Below are 24714 nucleotides of genomic sequence, written 5' to 3'. Positions count from 1 at the left end.
AACAGGAGGAACAGACAGAGGATGATAAAGCGAATTCAGGTACAGCAACTGCGGCTCGGAATGTATGTGCATAAGCTGGAGGTTTTCTGGCTGAAGCACCCGTTGGTGCATAACGATATGCTACTCACCACCGATATGCAGATTCAGATCATTGCAGAAAACGACATCAAAGAGGTCTGGATAGATCTCGCTAAAGGGCGCGGCCCTGATAAAGCTGAAGCCGGGGACGGATCGGATCAGCACATTGCTTCGTGTACTCGGGGCGGTATGTATGAAGAGATCGGCCAGGCGCAGGCGATCTGCCTGAATGCCAAAGGGCAGGTGATGGGGATGTTCAGCGATGCCCGGCTCGGAAGAACCATAGACACGGGCAGCACGTTACCGCTGGTGGATGAGATTGGCGGATCGATCAGTCGCCATCCGGCCGCGCTACTGAGCGTGGTGCGGCTTAAAACCCATGATGACTATACCTATCTGCATTCAGTGGCGGTCTGCGCATTGATGGTTTCGCTGGCGCGCCAGCTGGAGCTGAATGAAGAACAGGTGCGGCGGGCGGGCATGGCCGGGCTGTTGCATGATGTCGGTAAAGCGGGCATCCCTCTGGAGATCCTCAACAAGCCGGGTAAGCTGACCGATACAGAATTCGCCCTTATGAAGCAACATCCGGTCATCGGTGAAGCCTTGCTGCGTAAAAGTGGCGGGGGAGAGGATTTGCTGGATGTGGCGTTACATCATCATGAGAAGGTAAACGGCTGCGGTTACCCGCACGGACTGAAGGGCAACGAAATTTCGCTGCTGGCCCGGATGGCTGCCGTTTGCGATGTTTATGATGCTGTTACCTCAAACCGGCCCTACAAGTCCGGCTGGAACCCCGCCAGCGCCATGCATCAGATGGCGAGCTGGGAAGGGCATTTCGATCGGAAAGTGTTTTATGCCTTTGTGAAGGCGGTAGGTATCTATCCGGTAGGGTCAGTTGTTCGCCTGGCTTCCGGGCGCATTGCGGTGGTGGCAGAACCCGGTGACGCTTCCCTGCTACAGCCGAAAGTCTGCGCGTTCTATTCGCTGGTCACTAACCAGACCATCTCGCCAGAAAAGGTCGATCTTTCGGATCGATTTTGTTGGGACAGCATTACCGGCCCGGAAGAGTCCAATTACTGGCAGGGAATGGATCTTAATGCACTCTGGATGGCACCGGTTGCCTGATCTGCGGCTAAACTGCGCATTGCCTTATCGTCCGGTGGCCAGCAAGGTCTTCTATCGTTAACCCCTCTCTGCACATTCTCTTTACCTCACTTCACTTCACTTCACCTTATCCCGTTATCAGCGTTATCTGACCTTGCCCAGCTCTACTTTTCCCGATCCATACAGAGAAACATTTCGCCTTTATCCTATGTATTTTTCTCCAGTGATTTGCCAGTCTGTGTAACCAGAATCAGGCTGGTCGCCCCGTTTCGCCTGGCAAAGTCGGGATCAGTCACTATACTGAATACTGATAATGTTGCGTTTTCCTCGTGCGTTGGGGTCATACAGATTTTTCTGTCCCAGCCCGTTTATCAGGCGGATTCACTGCCTGCTTAACGTAGCGCCGTAACATACTCAATCAGGAGGAATACTTTGAACACCCAGAATGAGTCCGGTCCCCGGTTAGCCGTGGGCGGACAGTATGCTTTCTTCTTTGATGTTGACGGGACACTGGCTGCAATCCAGTCCCGACCAGATGAAGTGTTTATCCCGGAACAGGTTATTGCGCATCTCGCCCGGCTCGCCCGGATATCAGGGGGCGCGCTGGCACTGGTCTCAGGCCGTCCGATTGCAGAACTGGATGTGCTCGCTTCTCCTCTCCATCTTCCTCTGGCAGGCGTCCACGGCGCTGAACGCCGGGATGCTCAAAACCGCGTTGATCGTCTCTCCCTGCCGGATGAGGTTGCCAGCTCGCTCTCACTGCTGCTGAGCGATGCAATAGCAAAGATGCCCGATACCCAACTTGAAGCCAAAGGCATGGCCTTCGCGCTGCATTATCGCCGCGCGGAGCACTATCAGCAGGAGATCCTCGCCCTGGCCGAAGCAATGTGCGAGCGTTTCCCTATGATGACGCTGCAACCAGGCAAATGCGTGGTGGAGCTGAAGCCGAAAGGCGTAAATAAAGGCGCTGCTATTAAAGATTTTATGCAGCAGCCTCCTTTTGCTGGCAGAACGCCCGTCTTTATTGGCGATGATCTGACAGATGAAGCCGGTTTTACCGTGATTAATGCCCTGGACGGCATCACCATTAAAGTGGGCGAGGGTCCGACAGAAGCAACTTCGCGGCTGGCGGACGTTAACGCCGTTTATCACTGGCTGGAACAAACACTATTACAATTAGATGAAGACGATACAACGTCGGTAAGGAGTCAAGGTTATGAGTCGCTTAGTAGTCGTATCTAACCGCATCGCTGTACCCGATGGGTCAAAAGCCAGCGCTGGCGGTCTGACCGTGGGAATTATGGATGCCCTGAAAACCACCGGTGGGCTGTGGTTTGGCTGGAACGGCGAAATCAATGAAATCGGTGAAGATGACGAGGAGATGAGCCTGTTTGAACAGGATAACGTCACCTACGCCTCGTTTGGGTTGAATCAGAATGATTACGACCTCTATTACCTGCAATTTTCTAACGCTGTGATCTGGCCCGCCTTCCACTACCGTCTGGATTTAGTTAATTTCCAGCGTGAAGCGTGGGAAGGGTATTGCAACGTCAACACCATGCTGGCAAAACGCCTGCTGCCTTTCCTGAAGCCAGACGACATTCTCTGGATCCACGATTATCACCTGCTGCCTTTTGCTGCTGCGCTGCGTAAGTTGGGGGTAACCAACCGGATTGGCTTCTTCCTGCATATTCCTTTCCCAACGCCGGAAATTTTCAACGCGCTGCCGCCGCATAATGAGCTGCTGGAGATGCTGTGCGATTACGATCTGCTGGGCTTCCAGACGGAAAGTGACCGTACCGCGTTCCTGGAGTGTCTGTCACTGATGACGCAGTTGCAGACCACTGGCAAGCAGCATCGCGCCTTTGGCAACACTTTTGCCACCGAGGTTTATCCTATCGGGATTGAGCCGGACAGCATTAAAGAGATGGCTGAAGGGCCGCTGCCACCGAAAATGGCCGCGATGAAAAGAGATTTGGGTGATGCCAAAAATATCATCGCCTGTGAACGTCTCGACTACTCCAAAGGGTTGCCTGAACGTTTCCTGGCCTATGAAGCGCTGCTGGAAAATTACCCGGAACACCGCGGTAAGGTTCGTTATTCACAGATTGCCCCTACCTCGCGCGGTGATGTGCAGGCCTATCAGGACATTCGTCATCAGCTTGAAACGGAAGCAGGGCGCATTAATGGTAAGTACGGCACGCTGGGATGGACACCGCTCTACTACCTTAACCAGCACTTTGACCGTCGCCTGCTGATGAAAATATTCCGTCTGACGGATATTGGTCTGGTGACGCCGTTGCGTGACGGGATGAACCTGGTGGCGAAAGAATATGTCGCCGCACAGGATCCGGAGGATCCGGGTGTTCTGGTTCTCTCTCGCTTTGCCGGTGCCGCCAATGAGCTGACCTCGGCGCTGATTGTAAACCCTTACGATCGTGACGAAGTGGCTGCTGCCCTGAATCAGGCGGCTACAATGCCCCTGAATGAGCGTATCTCCCGCTACAACGATATGATGGCGGTATTACGCAGAAACGATATTACGCACTGGCGTAAAAGTTATCTTAAGGATTTAGAGGCAGTGGCGCCCCGCAACCCGGAGCATGGAGAGGCCAGTAAGGTCGCTGCATTTCCACGCCTGGCATAAATAGCCAGCCGCAGCAGGGGAGGATGCTCTTTTTCTGGCACAGGTTGTGCCAGGTACAATAAAGGGGGAATTCTCTGCTGCTAGCATAAGTTGTGCCAGACTTGATAAGGGCGATCTCAGATCGCCCTTTTTTTTATGCAAAAAACCGCTAAAAATCGAGACACCTGTCTTAAATTTGTCATAAAAAGTGCCATTAATAAGAAAAATAACGAAAAAAGGGGAGGGAAGCTAAAGAATGAGCGAAAACTGCCGATACTACTGTGAAAAGTAAAATTCCTTCTAAAACATTCACATCCCTTATGTTACTCCCCGTTACATCCCTTTTCACAGCCTGAACACAAGCCTGGCAAGGCTTACGGAACGTTATCGCTTCCTGTTAAAAACCTGTGTCAGGTCACAATTCAATCATCATATACAGAACTGACAGTCACCTGATGTGACTATTCTGTATGCATGACTAATGCTCCTTAACCAGCATAAAATTCTTTTTATTTTTGTAAAGTCAGAAATTTGAACTGATATTGATCTGAATCACATCGCCGTTCCCTTTAATACTCGTAAACGGAATCATTTTCATTTGGAAACGGAGCGTCAGAGAGGAAATTTAACAAAAAAGGGGAGAATTGATTAGTTAGTGAACTAACCAACAGCAATGCTGAAGGGTTATTTTAGTTAAATTACCCCAAAAGTGTGACCTGCGTCACACTTTATCTAAAATTTCGGTTGGCTCTCGTTGTATGTCGAAATCAGAGGGGATAGAGTTGCCTTGTTTTCAGAATAGTCCTAAAAGGCAGCAGGAAAAATCCTAAATCCAGGACAGGGAATGAGAGTGAAGACCAGGAGCAGTACTGGCAAAATGAGTTAATGATAACTTTCTGTACGGCAGCAATTAAAGCAGCTGGCAGCTTCGCAAAACGTTTGGCTTGTGCCACAAAATTATTTGCCATTTTAGCATTACCCAGCAGTAACAAAGGTAGCGGCGCAATCCGCAAACGTTTAAGTAGCGTCAGTCAGGATGGAAAGAAAAATGGGTACATCAGAATTACTCAAACATATTTACGACATCAACTTGTCTTATTTATTGCTTGCGCAACGCCTTATTAATCAGGAAAAAGCCTCTGCAATGTTTCGTCTGGGCATTGATGAGCCAATGGCTGATGCTCTTTCGCAGCTGACGCTGCCAGAAATGGTAAAACTGGCTGAAACGAATCAGTTAGTGTGCCAGTTCCGTTTTAATGACCATAATACGATTACTCGCTTAACTAAAGAGTCTCGCGTGGATGATTTACAACAAATCCATACCGGCATTCTGTTATCCAGCCGTTTATTACGCAACGTGTCGGGGAAAGCGGACGAATTGCCGAAAAAGAGGGCGAGTTAATGAGTGAGAAAAGTATTGTTCAGGAAGCGCGTGATATTCAGCTGGCGATGGAATTAATTTCGTTGGGCGCGCGTCTGCAAATGTTAGAAAGCGAAACGCAATTAAGCCGTGGCCGCTTAATTAAGCTTTATAAAGAACTGCGCGGCAGTCCGCCCCCGAAAGGTATGCTGCCTTTCTCGACTGACTGGTTTATGACCTGGGAGCAGAACATCCACTCTACGATGTTCTGTAACGCCTGGCAGTTTTTACTCAAAAGCGGGTTGAGCAAGGGTGTGGATGCCGTCATCAAGGCGTACCGACTCTATCTCGAGCAATGCCCGCAACAGGACGAAGGCCCGCTGTTGGCGCTGACTCGCGCCTGGACCTTAGTCCGGTTTGTTGAGAGCGGAATGCTTGAATTGTCCGACTGCAAATGCTGCGGCGGCAGCTTTATTAATCATGCACATCAGCCAGTCGGCAGCTTTGTCTGTAGCCTGTGCCAGCCGCCATCTCGTGCGGTAAAAAGACGTAAACTTATCGTAGAATCTGCCGATAACATTTCACAACTGCTGGATGAACAGGTTAAACAAGCCGTTTAATAGTGTTCACCACGTGGAATGAATCCAGCAGCGGTTAATAACCGCTGCTTTTTTTTTGCCCACGCCCGGTGAAACAGCCTGACTCCCTCTGGTTCATTTTTAACCCACACGTCACCAGACGTAAGGATCGCTTGTGTTAATTATTTTAGGGTATGTCCTGGTTCTCGGGTCGGTGTTGGGGGGCTATGCAATGGTAGGGGGGCACATGGGTGCGCTCTATCAACCTTCAGAACTTTTGATTATCGGCGGTGCGGGCATCGGTGCCTTTATTGTTGGAAATAATGGCAAGGCGATTAAAGCCACCGTGAAATCCCTGCCGTTATTAATGCGCGGCGCAAAATATAACAAAGCCGTCTACATGGATTTGATGGCCTTACTCTATCGCCTGATGGCCAAATCCCGTCAGCAGGGGATGCTTTCGCTGGAAGGGGATATTGAAAGTCCGCAGGAAAGTGAAATTTTTGCTAATTACCCGCGCATTCTTGCCGATAAAAGATTAGTGGACTTCATTACCGACTATTTGCGACTGATGGTCAGCGGCAATATGAATGCCTTTGAGATTGAAGCGCTGATGGATGAAGAGATTGAAACCTACGAACACGAATGCGAAGTTCCGGCGACGGCACTGCAAACGGTAGGCGATTCACTGCCAGCCTTCGGGATCGTGGCGGCGGTAATGGGGGTGGTGCATACGCTGGCTGCCGCCGACCGTCCCGCTGCTGAGCTGGGGGCGTCAGTGGCCCATGCGATGGTGGGAACCTTCCTGGGGATTTTACTGGCCTATGGATTTATCTCTCCCCTGGCTGGCGTGTTGCGGCAGAAGTGTGCTGAAACCACCAAGATGATGCAGTGCATAAAAGTGACGTTGCTCTCAAGCCTGAATGGGTATGCGCCGCAAATTGCCGTTGAGTTTGGCCGTAAAACGCTCTACTCAACCGACAGGCCGTCGTTTACCGAGCTGGAGGAGCACGTCCGTAACGCGAAATCACCCGCGAAACAGACTTCGGATCAAGACGCATGAAGCATAACAATCACCCCATTATTGTGGTTAAGAAAAAGAAGCACAAAGGCCATGAGGGTGGGCACGGGTCATGGAAGATTGCTTATGCCGACTTCATGACCGCACTGATGGCGTTCTTTATGGTGATGTGGCTGATTTCCATCTCCTCGCCCTCAGAGCGAGAGAGCATAGCGGAATATTTTCAAACGCCGTTGAAGGTTGCCATCACCGGCGGGACACGCAGCAGTGAAAGCGTCAGCGTAATCCCTGGCGGCGGAGAAGATCCGACGCAGAAAAAGGGAGAAGTACAGAAGGTCATGGATATGGATGCGCAGAAACGCAAGCTGGATGACATTCGTCTGAACCGTCTGCGTGAAAAGCTTGACCAGCTGATAGAAGCGGATCCAAGACTAAAAGCGCTGCGTCCCCATTTGATCATCAATATGGTGGAACAGGGCCTGCGGATCCAGATTATCGACAGCCAGAACCGGCCAATGTTTAAAACCGGCAGCGCCGAAGTGGAGACGTACATGCGCGATATTTTACGGGGAATCGCGCCGATCCTTAATGATATTCCGAACAAAATCAGCCTGGCCGGCCACACCGATGACTTTCAGTATGCTAAGGGTGACCGTGGGTACAGTAACTGGGAACTGTCAGCCGATCGTGCTAACGCCTCGCGGCGTGAGCTGGTGATTGGCGGGCTGGATAGCGGCAAGATGCTGCGCGTGGTCGGCATGGCCGATACCATGAGATTAAAAAACCGCGGCGCGAATGATGCTGTAAACCGTCGAATCAGTCTGCTGGTGTTGAACCATGACACCGAAGTGGAGATTCAAAAAGAAAACGCGGAAAGTGACGCGACGCAAATCGGCAACGATCCTGGCGCGCTTAAAGAAATCGTTGCCCCGGCCATACCGTCCGGAGCAACAAAAAACCCTGACCCTCAACCTTCAGAGGCTGGGCCAGCAGGTGAAAAAGCGACGTCGGGAGCAGTAGCCCCGGTTAAGCCAACACCAGCGGTTCAGACCGATCGCGACTCACAGCAGAGGTGATACCGTGAGCATGGATATCAGCGATTTTTATCAAACGTTTTTCGATGAAGCCGACGAACTGTTGGCCGACATGGAACAACACCTGTTGGGGTTAGACCCGCAGGAACCCGACTCGGAACAGCTTAACGCTATCTTCCGTGCGGCCCACTCAATTAAAGGCGGAGCGGGGACCTTTGGTTTTACTGTATTACAGGAAACCACGCACATTCTGGAAAACATTCTCGACGGTGCTCGTCGCGGCGAAATGCAGCTGAGCACCGATATCATCAACCTGTTTTTGGAAACTAAAGATATTATGCAGGAACAGTTGGATGCCTATAAAACCGCCACGGAACCCAATGCCGAGACGTTTGAATACATCTGTCAGATGCTGCGTCAGCTGGCCCTGGAAGCCAAGGGTGAAGTGATTGAGCCGCCAAAAGTCCTGGCGACTGCGGCAGCTCCGGCAGCAGCCGCCGGTCTGAGACTGGCGCTGGTCGATCTCAAGCCGAACGAAATCCCGCTGATGCTGGAAGAGTTAGGTAATCTGGGCACGGTTTCTGATGTGGTTAAGGGTGAAACCTCCGTTGAACTCACCCTGGACTCCTCTGTAGGTCAGGATGACATCGTGGCTGTGCTTTGCTTTGTGATTGAAGAGTCGCAGATCAAATTCCCCGCCGCCGGTGCCACTGCGCCGGTAGCAGAAGTGGTGGTCGAAGAGCTGGTTGAAGAACCCGCTGCGCCGTTGGCGACAGTCAGCGACATCACGCCTGCGGTGAAACGCGAAGCGCCGAAAAAAGCGGCCTCGCCGAAAGTCAGCGAATCGACCAGCATCCGCGTTGCGGTGGAAAAAGTGGATCAGCTGATTAACCTGGTAGGTGAACTGGTGATCACCCAGTCTATGCTGGCGCAGCGTTCAGGCGAGCTGGATCCGGTGGCGCATGGCGACCTGCTGAACAGCATGGGGCAGTTAGAGCGTAACGCCCGTGACTTGCAGGAATCGGTGATGTCCATCCGTATGATGCCGATGGAATATGTCTTCAGCCGCTTCCCGCGTCTGGTTCGCGACCTGGCGAGCAAGCTCGGCAAAGAGGTGGAGCTGACCCTGCTGGGGAGTTCTACCGAACTGGATAAGAGCCTGATCGAACGCATTATTGACCCGTTAACCCATCTGGTGCGTAACAGCCTGGATCACGGTATCGAGTCACCGGAGAAACGTCTGGCTGCGGGCAAAGACGCGGTAGGTAACCTGACGCTCTCCGCCGAGCACCAGGGTGGCAACATCTGCATTGAAGTGGTGGATGATGGCGCGGGCCTGAACCGTGAACGTATTCTCGCCAAAGCGCTCTCTTCCGGCCTGCCGGTCAGCGAGTCGATGAGCGATGAAGAAGTTGGCATGCTGATCTTCGCCCCTGGCTTCTCAACGGCGGAGCAGGTGACCGACGTCTCTGGCCGCGGTGTGGGCATGGACGTGGTGAAGCGAAATATTCAGGAGATGGGCGGCCATGTCGAGATCTCCTCTAAGCAGGGCAAAGGCACCACCATCCGTATCCTGCTGCCGCTGACGCTCGCCATCCTCGACGGCATGTCCGTACGTGTGGCGAACGAAGTCTTTATCCTGCCGCTGAACGCGGTGATGGAGTCGCTGCAACCGCTGGCTGATGACCTGCATCCGCTGGCCGGAGGCGAGCGTGTGCTGGAAGTGCGTGGCGAATACCTGCCGCTGGTGGAGCTGTGGAACGTGTTCGACGTGCAGGGTGCAAAAACTGAAGCGACTCAGGGCATCGTGGTGATCCTGCAAAGCGCCGGAAAGCGCTATGCGATGCTGGTAGATCAGCTGATTGGTCAGCACCAGGTCGTGGTAAAAAATCTGGAAAGCAACTATCGCAAAGTGCCGGGTATCTCTGCGGCCACCATCCTGGGCGATGGCAGCGTGGCGCTGATTGTCGATGTTTCGGCACTACAGTCTCTCAACCGTGAAAAGCGTGTGGCGGGAGCCGCGGCCTGACTTTAACCGATTAAGGGTAGAACTATGACTGGAATGGCAACTGTCACTAAACTTGCTGGCGAAACCGTAGGCCAGGAGTTCCTGGTGTTTACGCTGGGAGACGAAGAGTATGGTATTGATATTTTGAAGGTGCAGGAGATCCGCGGTTACGACCAGGTGACCCGTATTGCCAACACCCCTTCATTTATCAAAGGTGTGACTAACCTGCGCGGCGTTATCGTGCCTATCATCGACCTGCGCCTTAAGTTTGCGCAGCCGGATGTGGAATATAACGAAAACACCGTGGTGATCGTACTCAATCTGGTACAGCGCGTGGTGGGTATTGTGGTGGATGGCGTCTCTGACGTGCTCTCCCTGACTACCGATCAAATTCGTCCTTCTCCGGAATTTGCGGTCACCATGTCTACCGAATACCTGACCGGCCTTGGCGCACTGGGCGACCGTATGCTGATCCTGGTGGATATCGAGAAGCTGCTGAACAGCGAAGAGATGGCCCTGGTGGACATACTGCGCAGCGCCTGATAGCCGGGCATGACGCTAACAGAGGGCTGTACGTAACGCGTACAGCCCTTTTTTTCAGGTGCAGACAGAGAAAATACCGCGCCTGAGGCAGCTTTAATTAACTACAAAAGTCTAAAGTAATGTTTGCTCTTTGATTTAAATAGCAAAATATATCTCTTACAGAACCCCTCTTCACCACATAAAGTTTCAATATCCCGCGCCGATAAATCTGATGTTGTTCCATTTAATACATCAAGGGTTCCCTATGTTTACACGCATCAAAGTGGTCACCAGCCTGCTGTTAGTGTTGCTGATCTTCGGCTCTATGCAGCTGATCTCCGGCGGTCTGTTTATTCGCGCACTGACCAGCGATAAAGAAAGCTTTTCCATTGCACAGAACTCCAGTGACAACGTAGCGGCGTTTACCGACGCGTGGATTGCGCTGAACCAGACCCGTATCGCCCTGAACCGCGGCATGCTGCGCCTGCAAAGTGAAACGGCCAACAGCATCAACAGCGCCTCTCTGACTGCTATCAGCGATCAGGGGAAAAGTTTACTGGCGGATGCGGATAAAAGTTATACCAAATATAAAAGTACCCCCAACACTAAAGGGCTGGATCCGCAGGTGATTTCCAATCTGGAAAGCAACTACGATCTCTACTCAAAAGCGCTGTCGCAGATGCTGGATCTGATGAGCAGCAAACAGCTTCCTGAGATGTTCAAACTGAACATCGAGCAGAAGCAGAACGAGATGCAGGCGGCCTATACTGCCTGGCGTAACGCGCAAAGCGTGATCACCGTGCAGGGCGTGGCGGCTAACGAAGCAGCCTACACCAACATGCTGTGGGTGATTGGCACGGTGATGGTGCTGATAGTCGCGCTGATTGCGCTCTGCTGGGTAGGGTTGCGCAAGGTGCTGATCACCCCGCTGCAAACCAGCATTACGCATATCAGTCATATCGCAGGCGGCGACCTGACCCATACGATTGAAGTTACAGGCCGTAATGAGATGGCCCAGCTGGCAGCCAGCCTGCTGGAGATGCAGCAGGCGCTGGTGCGTACCGTCAGCGACGTGCGTGACGGTTCCGATGCGATTTATACCGGTGCCAGCGAAATTGCCGCAGGAAATAACGATCTCTCTGCCCGTACTGAACAGCAGGCCGCTTCGCTGGAAGAGACGGCTGCCAGCATGGAGCAGCTGACTGCCACCGTGAAACAGAATGCGGAAAACGCCCGTCAGGCGTCCCAGCTGGCGCTCAGCGCCTCTGAAACGGCGATGAAAGGCGGCAAAGTGGTGGACGGCGTGGTGAAAACCATGAGCGATATTGCCGGAAGTTCCAAGAAAATTGCTGATATTACCAGCGTGATCGACGGCATTGCTTTCCAGACCAACATCCTGGCACTGAACGCGGCAGTAGAAGCTGCCCGTGCCGGTGAGCAGGGACGTGGCTTTGCGGTGGTGGCAGGCGAAGTGCGTAACCTTGCCCAGCGCAGTGCCCAGGCCGCGAAAGAGATTAAAAGCCTGATCGAAGACTCGGTAACCCGCGTAGACAGCGGTACCGCCCTGGTAGGCACGGCAGGTGAAACGATGTCGGATATCGTTAATGCGGTCACCCGCGTCACGGACATCATGGGCGAAATCGCCTCTGCGTCAGATGAGCAGAGCAAAGGCATTGATCAGGTTGGCACCGCCGTCACCGAGATGGATCGCGTGACGCAGCAGAACGCCTCGCTGGTTGAAGAGTCCGCTACTGCCGCTGCCGCGCTGGAAGACCAGGCCAGCCGTCTGACCCAGGCCGTGGCGGTATTCCGCGTACGCAAAGAGCAGGGCATCAAGCCAGCGCAGCGTGCATCCTCTCTCAGCCGTCCGGCTCAGCCCGTGGCGCGTAAAGCCGCTGCGCCTGTTGCCTCCGAAGGCAACTGGGAAACCTTTTAATTTCTGAAATCCTGTAAGAGGTCTGTCCGCTGAGCAATCGGCGGACAACTGCATAAAGTTCCCCTCCATCGTGCCGATAACAGTGCCAATTGTTGTTCATTCAGAGGTAATCATGTTCAAGCGTATAAAGGTTGTTACGGGCCTCGTCAGCGTGCTGGTGCTGTTTGCACTGCTGCAACTGGGTACGGGCGGGTTGTTTTTCAGTACGGTCAAAAATGACAAAGACAATTTTGCTTTCAGCCAGCAGTTGCGCACCTTGCAGCAGGCGATGGGCACATCCTGGGTTTCACTGGTGCAGGCACGCAATACGGTGAACCGTGCGGGGATACGTTATTTGCAGGATGCAAACCAGACGGGTGCGGGCGCCACAGTGGCAGAACTGATGACGCAGGCGAAGGAAGATCTCGAGACGGCTGATAAATCGCTGGCAGTGTTCAATGCTAATTTGTCAGAAAAGGGCAAATCAGCAGAAAACGTCAAAACGCTGCTGGCAAATTATCAACAGCTGCATGATGCATTAGGTGAGCTGATAGTGGCGATGCAGGCGGGGCGCTTTGCCGAATTTGTCGCCCAGCCGACACAGAGTTATCAGGACCAGTTCGAAAAAACCTATAACGAGTGGCTGGAGACCAATAACCAGCTTACGGCCAATGGCGTTAAAGCAAACGAAACAGCATATCAGCAGACGCTGTGGCTGCTGCTGGCCGTGCTGCTAATCACCCTGACGGTTATTACGCTCGCCTGGAGCGGCATCTACAAAATTCTGCTGAGTCCGTTAAAAAGCAATATCGATCATATCCGTCATATCGCCAGCGGCGATCTGACGCAGTCTATTGAATCGCATGGCCGCAACGAGATGACGCAGCTTGCCGACAGCCTGCGTGATATGCAGCAGGCGCTGGTGCGCACGGTAAGCGATGTGCGTGATGGTTCTGACGCGATCTACACCGGCGCCAGTGAAATCTCCGCAGGAAATAACGATCTCTCATCCCGTACCGAACAGCAGGCTGCCTCGCTGGAGCAGACGGCGGCCAGCATGGAGCAGCTCACCGCTACCGTGAAGCAGAACGCCGAAAACGCCCGTCAGGCTTCACAGCTGGCGCTGAGCGCCTCTGAGACAGCGCAAAAAGGGGGCAAGGTGGTGGATGGCGTGGTGAAAACCATGAATGAGATAGCCGGAAGTTCCAAAAAGATCGCCGATATTACCAGCGTGATCGACGGTATTGCCTTCCAGACCAATATCCTGGCACTGAACGCCGCTGTTGAAGCCGCCCGTGCGGGTGAGCAGGGACGTGGCTTTGCGGTGGTGGCAGGCGAAGTGCGTAACCTTGCCCAGCGCAGTGCCCAGGCAGCGAAAGAAATTAAAGGACTGATTGAGGATTCCGTAGCCCGCGTGGATACCGGTTCTGTGCTGGTAGAGAGCGCCGGTGAGACCATGGCGGATATCGTCAGTGCGGTCACCCGCGTCACGGACATCATGGGCGAAATCGCCTCTGCGTCTGATGAGCAGAGCAAAGGTATTGACCAGGTCGGTACTGCGGTGACAGAGATGGACCGGGTAACGCAGCAGAACGCCTCGCTGGTGGAAGAGTCCGCTACCGCCGCAGCCGCGCTGGAACAGCAGGCCAGCCGACTCACTCAGGCGGTCGCGGTGTTCAGAATTCGTAAAGAAAATGTCATCCAGGCCGTTAATAGCAGTAAGGCAAATAAAAACCCACTTTTGAAGCCGGCAGCAGCCTTACCGAAAGCGCTTGCCGCGACGACTTCAAATGATAATTGGGAAACGTTCTGACGCACTTGCTCGCCGCTCAGATTGGGCGGCAACACCCGGAGGTTTTGATGGTTAGTCGTATTCGTATCTCTACCGCAATCTTCTTTTTGCTGGGGCTGTTTTGTCTGATGCAAATTGTGGGCAGCGGGCTGTCGTTTAACTCGTTTCGCCTGGATGCCCGCAATTTAAGTGAAGTGGAAGCCAGCAGTAACCAGCGTGAAGCGCTGGGAGAAACCTGGGCTGCCCTGCTGAGCGCGCGCGTTACGCTGAGCCGTGCGGGAACCCGTGCAGCGCTGAGCTTACCGCGCGATCAGGTCACAAGTTTGATGAGTAAGGCTCAGGAAGATCTGAATACTGCCGATAAAGCTTTTAAGCAATTTGATGCCATCCCGGTAATCACCCCGGAAGAGATCGAATTGAAGAAAGCGATGACTGCTGTTTATAACGATTACGCTCACGAACTTTCGCAACTGATCGCTTATTTGCAGAACTATCAGCTACAGGATTTCCTGGATTCGCCAACGCAGGGCGTTCAGAACAAGTTTCAGGTGCAGTACAACAGCTGGATGAAGCATATCGATGTTCTGCGTGAACATGCCAACCAGGCGGGTAAAGGTTTTTATAACCAGTCAAAAGTGATCTTTTTCGTGGCGGTGCTGCTCTCGCTGCTGGTCACGCTCGTAGGGGTCTGGTGGGTTCGTAAGGCGGTGGTTGCGCCTCTCTCCAGGATGCGCGGTCATTTTGAACGCATCGCCTCTGGTAACCTGGGCGGCACCATTGATACCCAGGGACGCAACGAACTGAGCCAGTTATTTATGAGCTTACAGGCGATGCAGCACTCGCTGGCAGAAACGGTAAGCAGCGTGCGGGAAGGGACGAATGCGATGCAAACCGGCATCCGTGAGATCGCTTCTGGCAACAACGATTTGTCTTCCCGTACCGAGCAGCAGGCGGCGTCACTGGCAGAAACAGCAGCCAGCATGGAGCAGCTGACGGCGACGGTAACCGGTAACGCCGAAAACGCCCGTCAGGCTTCTCAGCTGGCGAAAGAGGCTTCCACTACCGCACACAAAGGCGGCACGCTGACCAGCAAAGTGGTGACCACCATGAGCGAGATTGCCAGCAGCTCGAAGAAAATTGGCGATATCACCGGCGTGATTGATGGCATTGCATTTCAGACCAATATCCTGGCGCTGAATGCGGCGGTGGAAGCGGCCCGCGCGGGTGAGCAGGGCAGAGGCTTTGCCGTGGTCGCAGGCGAAGTTCGCAACCTGGCGCAGCGCAGTGCGCAGGCGGCAAAAGAGATTAAAGCGCTGATTGAAGCCTCGGTTAGTCGCGTTGATCAGGGTGCAGAGCTGGTGGCTTCGGCAGGCGAAACGATGGAAGAGATAGTGCAGTCCGTCACCCGCGTTAACGACATTATGGGTGAGATTGCTTCGGCATCGGACGAGCAGCGCAGGGGCATTGAGCAGGTCGCTCAGGCGGTCAGCCAGATGGACCAGGTGACACAACAGAACGCCGCGCTGGTAGAGGAAGCGGCAGCAGCCACAGAAGCCCTTGAAGCACAAGCCGAACACCTGTCGAACGCAGTGACGAGATTTTCACTGGACGCGGGGGACGCGCTCACAGGTCATCAGATCGGCATACAGGGAATATAGCTGTGTTTTAACCCCTTAATCAGCACTTTGCAGGGTAGCCTTACATGAAAAAATCGACGTTGTTAGCACCGCAGGAGAATGCCACGCTGCTGTCCCAGATGGTTCAGCGCCTGCCGTTATCCGATACGCACTTTAAGCGTATCAGTCAGTTGATCTACCAGCGCGCTGGCATCGTTCTCGCCGATCATAAGCGAGAAATGGTTTATAACCGCCTGGTTCGTCGGTTGCGGATGTTAGGCATAGACGATTTTGGTCGTTACCTTGCGCTGCTGGAGAGCGATTCCAACAGCCCGGAGTGGCAGGCTTTTATTAACTCGCTGACCACCAACCTGACGGCATTTTTCCGCGAGGCGCACCACTTCCCGATTCTGGCAGAACATGCCAAACGGCGCAGCGGCAGCTTTAACGTCTGGTGTGCGGCGGCGTCTACTGGCGAGGAGCCTTATTCCATCGCCATGACGCTGAGCGAGACGCTGGGAGCAGGGCCGGGCAAGTTTCAGGTACATGCCAGCGACATTGATACGCAGGTGCTGGAGAAGGCGCTGGCGGGCGTTTATCGCCAGGAAGAGCTACGCACGCTCTCGCCTCAGCAGCTGCAAAAGTTCTTTTTCCGTGGCACCGGCCCGCATTCAGGCATGGTCAGAGTCCGGCCTGAGCTGGCGAACAGCATTACTTTTGCGCAGCTCAATTTGCTGGGCAATGAGTGGGCGCTGCCGGGGCAGTTTGACGCCATATTTTGTCGTAATGTCATGATCTATTTTGATAAAGAGACGCAGGAAAAGATTTTAAGGCGCTTTGTCCCCATGCTGAAACCCGGCGGGATCCTGTTTGCCGGACATTCAGAGAACTTCAGCCAGATCAGTAAAGAATTTTATCTGCGCGGTCAGACAGTCTACGGACTGACTAAGGAAAGATAATGGGAAAAATCAGAGTGTTATGCGTAGATGATTCTGCGTTGATGCGTCAGTTGATGACAGAAATCATAAACAGCCATGCGGATATGGAGATGGTGGCTTCGGCACCAGACCCGCTGGTGGCAAGGGATTTGATCAAAGAGTTTAATCCGGACGTGCTGACGCTGGATGTGGAAATGCCGCGTATGGACGGACTCGATTTCCTGGAAAAGCTGATGCGCCTGCGGCCTATGCCGGTGGTGATGGTCTCTTCCCTGACCGGTAAAGGTTCTGAAGTCACGCTTCGTGCGCTGGAGTTAGGGGCGGTGGATTTTGTCACTAAACCTTCGCTGGGCATCCGTGAAGGGATGCTGGCTTACAGCCAGATGATAGCGGACAAAGTTCGCGCCGCCTCCCGAGCCAAACTGCATCTGCGCGGGCCACAGGGCACGCCGGTGATGCTGAAAGCGGGGCCGCTGCTGAGCAGTGAAAAGCTGATAGCGATAGGCGCCTCGACGGGGGGGACGGAAGCGATCAGACATGTGCTGCAACCCTTGCCCGCCACCAGCCCGGCACTGCTGATTACCCAGCACATGCCGCCAGGTTTTACCCGCTCTTTTGCCGAGCGGCTGAACAAGCTCTGCCAGATCACGGTGAAAGAGGCAGAAGATGGCGAGCGTATTCTGCCGGGCCACGCCTACATTGCGCCGGGTGCCATGCATCTGGAGCTGGCAAGAAGCGGTGCCAACTATCAGGTCAAGCTGAATGAAGGGCCGCCGGTCAACCGCCATAAACCGTCGGTGGACGTACTGTTTAAATCAGTGGCTCAGCACGCAGGACGAAACGCCGTTGGCGTCATTCTCACGGGCATGGGCAACGACGGTGCCGCCGGTCTGCTGGCCATGAACAAAGCGGGCGCCTGGACGATTGCCCAGAATGAAGCAAGTTGTGTCGTATTTGGCATGCCTCGAGAGGCAATTGCCCTCGGGGGAGCCAGTGAAGTGGTGGATCTTCACCAAATCAGTCAGCACATGCTGACCAAAATTAGCGCCGGACAGGCATTACGTATTTAACGCAGCGCCCGTCCAGCGGGCTACAAAATAACGGGAGTGAGTATGGTTGATAAAAATATGCGTTTTCTGGTGGTCGACGATTTCAATACGATGCGTCGTATTGTTCGTAATCTCCTGAAAGAGCTTGGCTTCAATAACGTTGATGAAGCGGAAGATGGTGTGGATGCCCTGAACAAACTGCGAGCTGGCGGCTTTGATTTTGTGGTATCCGACTGGAATATGCCCAACATGGATGGTCTGGAACTGCTGAAGACCATTCGTGCTGATGCGGCGATGAGCAAGTTACCGGTGCTGATGGTCACGGCGGAAGCCAAGAAAGAGAACATTATTGCGGCTGCTCAGGCTGGTGCCAGCGGCTATGTCGTTAAACCTTTTACTGCAGCGACCCTTGAAGAGAAGTTAGGCAAGATCTTCGAAAAGCTGGGTATGTAAGGAGCCGAGATGAGCACACTTCCGACACCAAATGTTGATGCGGCTTCCGCCAACGACATAATCTCCCGAATTGGTTCGCTGACGCGGATGCTGCGCGACAGCCTGCGTGAATTGGGACTGGATCAAGCTATTGCTGACGCGGCGGAAGCGATTCCTGATGCCCGCGACCGCCTGGATTACGTAGTGCAAATGACCGCTCAGGCGGCAGAACGTGCGCTTAACTGCGTGGAGGCTTCACAGCCACGTCAGACGCTGATGGAAGATGGCGCGAAAGCGCTGAAAGGTCGTTGGGATGCGTGGTTTGAAAACCCTGTTGAACTGGCAGATGCCCGCTCACTGGTTTCGGATACCCGTGGTTATCTGGACTCCGTGCCTGAACACACCGCTTTCACCAACGCGCAGCTGATGGAAATCATGATGGCGCAGGATTTCCAGGACCTGACCGGTCAGGTTATCAAGCGCATGATGGATGTGATCCAGGAGATTGAGCGCCAGCTGTTAATGGTGCTGCTGGATAACATTCCAGACCAGGCTTCCCGTCCGAAGAAGGATGTGGACAGTTTGCTGAATGGTCCCCAGATCAACGGTACTGCGCCTGGCGTGGTAGCGAATCAGGATCAGGTGGACGATCTGCTGGACAGCCTCGGGTTTTAAGCTTGTCTGTGACAGGAGCTGGCGCCCGCCAGCTCCTGCTATTTTTACTATCCCGCAAATAACCCCCTTTTTACGCGTTTACTCGCGGCATCATCCCTGCGCCAATTTGGCATGCTGGCACCTGAAATTCCCTATTGAGGAAAGGCTGCCGTGGCCGGAGACAGTGAAGAGGAAAAGACCGAATCCGCAACCCCCCACCGAATAGAAAAAGCACGAGAAGAGGGACAGATACCGCGTTCGCGCGAGCTGACTTCCGTGCTGATGCTGGTGGCGGGGCTGTCTATTTTGTGGATGACCGGGGCCTCTATGGCGCGAAAAATCGGTGCGCTGCTGGCCGACGGGCTTAAATTCAATCACTCCGTGGTCAGCGATACCAGCCAGATGTTCCATCTGATGGGAAACCTTGTGACTCAGGGCGTGTTTGCGCTGATCCCAATGATGGGCGGTCTGGTACTGGTCGCTATCGCCGCGCCGATGCTGCTGGGCGGCCTCGTTTTCAGCAAGGCGCTTAAGTTCGATCTGGGAAAAATGAACCCGATAAAAGGGTTAGGGCGGCTCTTTTCCGCGCAGTCTGCCGCTGAATTACTGAAGTCCATATTGAAAGCGCTGCTGGTAGGCTGCGTGACCTGGCTTTATATCAGCAGCCACTGGCCGGATATGCTGCGGCTGATCAGCGAAAACCCCTACAGCGCACTGGGAAACGCGCTGAATATGATTGCGATGTGCAGCATCCTGATCGTTCTGGGGCTGTCGCCGATGGTGGGCTTCGACGTGTTCTGGCAGCTCTACAGCTACTTCAAGGGGCTGCGCATGACCCGTCAGGATATCCGCGATGAGTACAAGCAGCAGGAAGGTGACCCGCATGTTAAAGGGCGCATAAGGCAGCAAATGCGTGCCGCAGCCCGCAGACGCATGATGGCCGATGTGCCGAAAGCGGATGTTATCGTCACCAACCCGACGCACTACTCTGTCGCCTTACAGTATGACGAACGCAAGATGAGCGCCCCGAAAGTCGTAGCGAAAGGGGCAGGGGAAATTGCCCTGCGCATTCGTGAATTAGGTAAAGAGCACCGTATTCCTGTTTTAGAAGCACCGCCGCTGGCGCGTGCGTTGTACCGACACAGTGAGATTGGCCAGCATATTCCGGGAACGTTATATGCGGCCGTAGCAGAAGTGTTAGCCTGGGTATGGCAACTCCGTCGCTGGAAGCTGGAGGGTGGCCTGGCCCCGAAAAAACCTGACAATTTACCGGTGCCGGAAGCGCTGGACTTTGCCACAAGAGAAGATGACTGATGGCGAATCTGGCCGCTTTATTACGGTTACCGAATGTTAAAGATACCCAATGGCAGGTAATGGCCGGGCCGGTATTGATTCTGATGATCCTCTCGATGATGGTGCTGCCGCTGCCGCCTTTCATCCTGGATCTGCTGTTCACCTTTAATATCGCGCTGTCGATCATGGTGCTTCTGGTGGCGATGTTCACGCAGAAGACGCTGGAGTTCGCTGCCTTCCCGACCATTCTTCTCTTTTCAACGCTGTTGCGCCTGGCGCTGAACGTTGCTTCCACCCGTATCATTCTGATGGAAGGCCATACCGGAGCGTCTGCCGCAGGTCAGGTTGTTGAAGCCTTTGGTCACTTCCTGGTGGGCGGTAACTTCGCCATCGGTATCGTGGTGTTTATCATCCTCGTTATCATCAACTTCATGGTTATCACCAAAGGTGCGGGGCGTATCGCCGAAGTGGGCGCGCGCTTTGTGCTGGACGGAATGCCCGGTAAGCAGATGGCTATCGATGCCGACCTGAATGCCGGTTTGATTGGGGAAGATGAAGCTAAGCAGCGCCGCTCTGATGTGACGCAGGAAGCAGACTTCTACGGATCGATGGACGGTGCGAGTAAGTTTGTCCGTGGGGATGCCATCGCCGGGATCATGATCATGGTGATCAACGTGGTGGGCGGGCTGCTGGTCGGCGTCATCCAGCACGGGATGGATGTGGGGCACGCTGCCGAAAGCTATACGCTGCTGACCATTGGTGATGGTCTGGTGGCGCAGATCCCTGCTCTGGTTATCTCAACCGCTGCCGGTGTGATCGTGACCCGCGTGGGCACCGATCAGGACGTGGGCGAGCAGATGGTCACCCAGCTGTTCAAAAATCCGCGCGTGATGATGCTGAGTGCTGGCGTACTGGGCCTGCTGGGCCTGGTGCCGGGCATGCCAAACCTGGTATTCCTGATGTTTACCGCGGCGCTGCTTGGTCTTGCCTGGTATCTTCGCGGCAAGGAAAGTAAGCCTAAAGCTGAACCCAAAATACAGCCGAAACAGATTGAAACCGCCTCCAACACCGAAGCCTCCTGGACCGACGTCCAGCTGGAAGATTCGCTGGGAATGGAAGTGGGTTACCGCCTGATCCCGATGGTTGACCATCAGCAGGATGGTGAACTGTTGGGACGTATCCGCAGCATCCGTAAAAAATTCGCTCAGGAGATGGGCTTCCTGCCGCCGGTTGTGCATATTCGCGACAATATGGATCTGCCGCCTGCACGTTACCGCATTCTGATGAAAGGGGTGGAAATAGGCAGCGGGGATGCCTATCCTGGTCGCTGGATGGCGATAAACCCCGGCACCGCAGCAGGCAGCCTGCCGGGTGAAGCAACAGTAGATCCCGCTTTTGGCCTTGCGGCCACCTGGATTGACAGTGCGCTGAAAGAGCAGGCGCAGATCCAGGGCTTTACCGTGGTGGAAGCAAGTACCGTGGTGGCAACCCATATGAACCATCTGATTGGTCAGTATGCCAGCGAGCTGTTTGGCCGCCAGGAAGCGCAGCAGCTGCTTGACCGCGTCACGCAGGAGATGCCGAAGCTGACGGAAGATTTAATTCCCGGCGTTATCACCCTGACCACGCTGCATAAAGTGTTGCAGAACCTGCTGGCTGAACGCGTCTCTATTCGTGATATGCGCACCATTATCGAGACGCTGGCGGAACACGCTGCCGTGCAGAGCGATCCGCACGAGCTGACCTCCGTGGTGCGCGTCGCGCTGGGCCGTGCTATTACGCAACAGTGGTTCCCTGGAAATGGCGAGGTGCAGGTTATTGGATTAGATACCACGCTGGAACGTCTGCTGTTGCAGGCATTGCAGGGCGGTGGTGGACTGGAGCCAGGGCTGGCTGACCGTCTGATGGCGCAGGCGCAGGGCGCGCTGGATCATCAGGAGTCGCTGGGCGCACCGCCAGTGCTGCTGGTTAACCATCCGCTGCGTGCCCTGCTGGCCCGCTTCCTGCGCCGCAACATGCCGCAGATGATGGTGATCTCCAATCTGGAGCTGACCGATAATCGTCAGATCCGCATGACCTCTACCATTGGGGGCCACTGATGAAACAACTGCTGTGCCTGCTGGCGTTTCTGCCGGGACTCGCCTGCGCCAGCGGCGCCTGGCAGGCCAGTTCTCCTGGGCCAGGGTTGCAGAACCGTGGCATGCAGGCTTCATCGCCGGCGTTGACGGCCAGAGAACCCGTTAGCGGAGCGATTACCGAGGTCTCCTGGCGCTATGTGCTGACCGGGCCTGCACCCTCCGGCCTGGTGGTTCATCTCTGTGCGGAAAAGCGCTGCGTTCCGCTTGACGGTGCCAGTGGGACAACGCGTGGGTTAAGTAACCTGACAGCTTATCAGGGGCTTTACTTTGTTTATGGTGTTCAGGGTAAGGGCAGGCTGCACAGGGATTTGCGGGTGCTGAGTAATCAGGTCATGGTCAATTACCATTAGATGCCGGGCCGCTCTGAAACGCAAAAAGGGGACGAATCGCTTCGTCCCCTTTTTTGATCTGCAAAAAAATTACATTCTCTCTACAGTCTCGATTCCCAGCGTATCCAGCCCCTGCTTCAGGGTTCTGGCGGTTAACAGCGCCAGTTTCAGCCGGCTCTGCTTTGTCGCTTCGTCACTGGCCGTCAGGATTGGGCAGTGCTCATAGAAGCCAGAGAAGAGACCGGCCAGCTCATAGAGGTAAGCGCACATCACATGAGGCGTACCGTCACGGGCGACCTGAGTGATCGTCTCTTCAAACTGCAACAGCCGAACCGCTAATGCCGCTTCACGATCTTCAGTGATCTGCACCTTGCCCGTAACCCCGGACTCATCAATCCCCGCTTTACGGAACACCGACAGCACACGGGTATAAGCATACTGCATATATGGCGCGGTATTCCCTTCAAAGGCCAGCATGTTGTCCCAGTCGAAGATGTAATCTGTGGTGCGACTCTTGGACAGGTCAGCATATTTAACCGCGCCGATGCCGACGGTGTTAGCCAGCGCTTTCAGCTCGTCTGCTGGCATATCCGGGTTTTTCTCTGCCACCAGCTTAGTGGCGCGCTCTACCGCTTCATCCAGCAGATCGGAGAGCTTGATGGTACCGCCCGCGCGGGTTTTAAACGGCTTGCCATCTTTTCCAAGCATCATGCCAAACGCATGGTGCTCCAGCGGCACGGACTCCGGCACATAGCCAGCTTTACGCACGATAGTCCAGGCCTGCATCAGATGCTGGTGCTGGCGCGAATCGATGTAATAGAGCACGCGGTCGGCATGCAGCGTCTCGTAACGGTATTTGGCACAGGCAATATCCGTTGTGGTGTAGAGATAACCGCCATCCTTTTTACGGATGATGACGCCCATCGGGTCGCCATCTTTGTTTTTATACTCGTCAAGAAACACCACCGTGGCGCCTTCACTCTCTACCGCCAGACCTTTGGCTTTCAGGTCTTCGACAATGCCCGGCAGCATGGCGTTGTAAAGACTTTCGCCCATCACATCTTTGCGGGTCAGCGTGACGTTCATGCGGTCATAAATCAGCTGATTCTGCGTCATGGTGATATCCACCAGCTTCTTCCACATGGCACGGCAATATTCATCGCCTCCCTGGAGCTTCACCACATAGCCACGCGCCCGCTCGGCAAACTCCGGGTCTTCGTCATAGGTGCGCTTTGCTTCGCGGTAGAAGTTTTCCAGGTCGGAGAGCGCAATCTCTTCGTGATGCTCATTCTGCTGCTTCTCCAGGAAGGCGATCAGCATACCGAACTGGGTGCCCCAGTCGCCCACGTGGTTGGCGCGAATAATATTGTGGCCGAGGAATTCCAGCGTGCGCACGGCGGCATCACCGATGATGGTGGAGCGCACATGACCCACATGCATCTCTTTCGCCACATTGGGTGCAGAGTAATCAATGACGATGGTTTGCGGCGTGACGGGCGCAACACCCAGACGAGGCGCGGCCGCTACCTGGTCAACCTGAGCAGAGAGCCAGGCTTTATCCAGAAACAGGTTAATGAAACCAGGACCGGCGATCTCGACTTTGCTGGCTATGCCGGTCAACGCCAGGTGCTTCAGAACCTCTTCTGCCAGTTGTCGGGGTGCCATACCGAGCTGTTTGGCTACGGCCATGATGCCGTTCGCCTGGTAATCACCAAACTGGATCCTGGCAGACTGCCGCACCTGCGGTTCACAATCGGCCGGAGCGCCGGCCGCGATCATCGCCTGACTGACTTTTTCTGAGAGAAGCGCCTGAATATTCACAAGTTACCTTATATGCTAAAAAAGCCTGCTTTTATGCAGACCGTCACCCTGAGCGAGGCCAGCCAACAAGGTTCTGTTGTACACTGGTACCGCTAAAAAAGAAGGGGAAAAGTATACTGCATTTCAGGCAGAGTTATCCAGGAACCTGAGAACGTCTGGCGAGGGCGGCGGGAAACGGCTCTGTTTCCCGCCAGAGTCTTTAACGGCGACGGGCTGCACGATGGGGGCGATGGGGACTAGCAACGGTGGTTTTATCGTTAATTACCTTCCAGTGGCGGACCAGCGCAAACCCCATCATTGCAATCAGCACTGCAACTAAAATTAACATAAGCATTTTGCTTTTCCTTGATGTGAGGGTCAGAACAAATCTATAAGGATGCAGAATAACCTACAACGGGTTGTAGAG

General features: G+C 54.2%; 21 protein-coding genes. 19 read left to right on the top strand and 2 right to left on the bottom strand.

Annotated elements, in window-relative coordinates; translation table 11 throughout:
- The first annotated feature begins 21 nt into the window (after positions 1-21).
- The 19 genes from AAH450_RS06790 (at position 22) to flhE (ending at position 22508) form a co-directional block, all read left to right on the top strand.
- On the top strand, positions 22-1203 hold the full coding sequence (locus AAH450_RS06790) for an HD-GYP domain-containing protein (protein WP_342909493.1): 1182 nt from the start codon (positions 22-24) through the stop codon (positions 1201-1203).
- Between the two features lie 411 nt (positions 1204-1614).
- Positions 1615-2424, top strand: coding sequence for a trehalose-phosphatase (gene otsB / locus AAH450_RS06785; RefSeq protein WP_342909492.1), 810 nt, complete (start codon positions 1615-1617; stop codon positions 2422-2424).
- Entirely contained in the window at positions 2399-3829 is a 1431-nt protein-coding gene (gene otsA, locus AAH450_RS06780) for an alpha,alpha-trehalose-phosphate synthase (protein ID WP_342909491.1), read from the top strand. Before otsB ends, otsA begins: the two co-directional genes overlap by 26 nt.
- A 1027-nt stretch (positions 3830-4856) precedes the next feature.
- The gene (flhD, locus tag AAH450_RS06775) at positions 4857-5210 is read left to right on the top strand and encodes a flagellar transcriptional regulator FlhD (RefSeq protein WP_318790443.1); all 354 of its coding nucleotides are present in this window, start codon (positions 4857-4859) and stop codon (positions 5208-5210) included.
- Positions 5210-5788 carry a flagellar transcriptional regulator FlhC gene (flhC, locus tag AAH450_RS06770; protein WP_306206050.1) on the top strand — a complete coding sequence of 193 codons (579 nt, stop codon included), beginning with the start codon at positions 5210-5212 and terminating at the stop codon, positions 5786-5788. Before flhD ends, flhC begins: the two co-directional genes overlap by 1 nt.
- Before the next feature lie 133 nt (positions 5789-5921).
- A complete protein-coding gene (motA, locus tag AAH450_RS06765; RefSeq protein WP_306206048.1) occupies positions 5922-6809 on the top strand; it encodes a flagellar motor stator protein MotA in 888 nt (295 codons plus the stop codon).
- A complete protein-coding gene (motB, locus tag AAH450_RS06760) occupies positions 6806-7843 on the top strand; it encodes a flagellar motor protein MotB (RefSeq protein ID WP_342909490.1) in 1038 nt (345 codons plus the stop codon). Before motA ends, motB begins: the two co-directional genes overlap by 4 nt.
- A 4-nt stretch (positions 7844-7847) precedes the next feature.
- Positions 7848-9830 carry a chemotaxis protein CheA gene (gene cheA, locus AAH450_RS06755; protein WP_342909489.1) on the top strand — a complete coding sequence of 661 codons (1983 nt, stop codon included), beginning with the start codon at positions 7848-7850 and terminating at the stop codon, positions 9828-9830.
- A 24-nt stretch (positions 9831-9854) separates the two neighbouring features.
- Positions 9855-10352, top strand: a complete 498-nt coding sequence (cheW, locus tag AAH450_RS06750; protein WP_342909488.1) for a chemotaxis protein CheW — start codon at positions 9855-9857, stop codon at positions 10350-10352.
- A gap of 244 nt (positions 10353-10596) precedes the next feature.
- Positions 10597-12267: a methyl-accepting chemotaxis protein gene (locus tag AAH450_RS06745; RefSeq protein WP_342909487.1), complete on the top strand. Its 1671-nt coding sequence runs from the start codon at positions 10597-10599 to the stop codon at positions 12265-12267.
- A gap of 112 nt (positions 12268-12379) precedes the next feature.
- Entirely contained in the window at positions 12380-14059 is a 1680-nt protein-coding gene (locus AAH450_RS06740) for a methyl-accepting chemotaxis protein (RefSeq protein ID WP_342909486.1), read from the top strand.
- Positions 14060-14106: 47 nt separating this feature from the next.
- On the top strand, positions 14107-15696 hold the full coding sequence (locus tag AAH450_RS06735; RefSeq protein ID WP_342909485.1) for a methyl-accepting chemotaxis protein: 1590 nt from the start codon (positions 14107-14109) through the stop codon (positions 15694-15696).
- Between the two features lie 44 nt (positions 15697-15740).
- Complete coding sequence (gene cheR, locus AAH450_RS06730) at positions 15741-16613, top strand: protein-glutamate O-methyltransferase CheR (protein WP_342909484.1); 873 nt, start codon at positions 15741-15743, stop codon at positions 16611-16613.
- On the top strand, positions 16613-17662 hold the full coding sequence (locus AAH450_RS06725) for a protein-glutamate methylesterase/protein-glutamine glutaminase (protein WP_342909483.1): 1050 nt from the start codon (positions 16613-16615) through the stop codon (positions 17660-17662). The genes cheR and AAH450_RS06725 overlap by 1 nt, the downstream gene beginning before the upstream one ends.
- Before the next feature lie 42 nt (positions 17663-17704).
- On the top strand, positions 17705-18094 hold the full coding sequence (gene cheY, locus AAH450_RS06720; protein WP_306206030.1) for a chemotaxis response regulator CheY: 390 nt from the start codon (positions 17705-17707) through the stop codon (positions 18092-18094).
- Positions 18095-18103: 9 nt separating this feature from the next.
- Positions 18104-18748, top strand: coding sequence for a protein phosphatase CheZ (cheZ, locus tag AAH450_RS06715; protein WP_342909482.1), 645 nt, complete (start codon positions 18104-18106; stop codon positions 18746-18748).
- 150 nt (positions 18749-18898) lie between these two features.
- A complete protein-coding gene (gene flhB, locus AAH450_RS06710; RefSeq protein ID WP_342909481.1) occupies positions 18899-20041 on the top strand; it encodes a flagellar biosynthesis protein FlhB in 1143 nt (380 codons plus the stop codon).
- Positions 20041-22119: a flagellar biosynthesis protein FlhA gene (gene flhA, locus AAH450_RS06705; protein WP_342909480.1), complete on the top strand. Its 2079-nt coding sequence runs from the start codon at positions 20041-20043 to the stop codon at positions 22117-22119. Before flhB ends, flhA begins: the two co-directional genes overlap by 1 nt.
- Positions 22119-22508: a flagellar protein FlhE gene (gene flhE, locus AAH450_RS06700; protein WP_342909479.1), complete on the top strand. Its 390-nt coding sequence runs from the start codon at positions 22119-22121 to the stop codon at positions 22506-22508. The genes flhA and flhE overlap by 1 nt, the downstream gene beginning before the upstream one ends.
- 69 nt (positions 22509-22577) lie before the next feature.
- On the opposite strand, the gene argS is transcribed toward flhE, so the two are convergent.
- Positions 22578-24308: an arginine--tRNA ligase gene (gene argS, locus AAH450_RS06695; RefSeq protein ID WP_342909478.1), complete on the bottom strand. Its 1731-nt coding sequence runs from the start codon at positions 24306-24308 to the stop codon at positions 22578-22580.
- Positions 24309-24507: 199 nt separating this feature from the next.
- Positions 24508-24642 carry a hypothetical protein gene (locus tag AAH450_RS06690; protein ID WP_342909477.1) on the bottom strand — a complete coding sequence of 45 codons (135 nt, stop codon included), beginning with the start codon at positions 24640-24642 and terminating at the stop codon, positions 24508-24510.
- Positions 24643-24714: the final 72 nt, after the last annotated feature.

It is taken from the genome of Erwinia magellanica, from assembly GCF_039023495.1.
Classification (GTDB): domain Bacteria; phylum Pseudomonadota; class Gammaproteobacteria; order Enterobacterales; family Enterobacteriaceae; genus Erwinia.
This window is presented reverse-complemented; position numbering and strand designations above follow the sequence as displayed.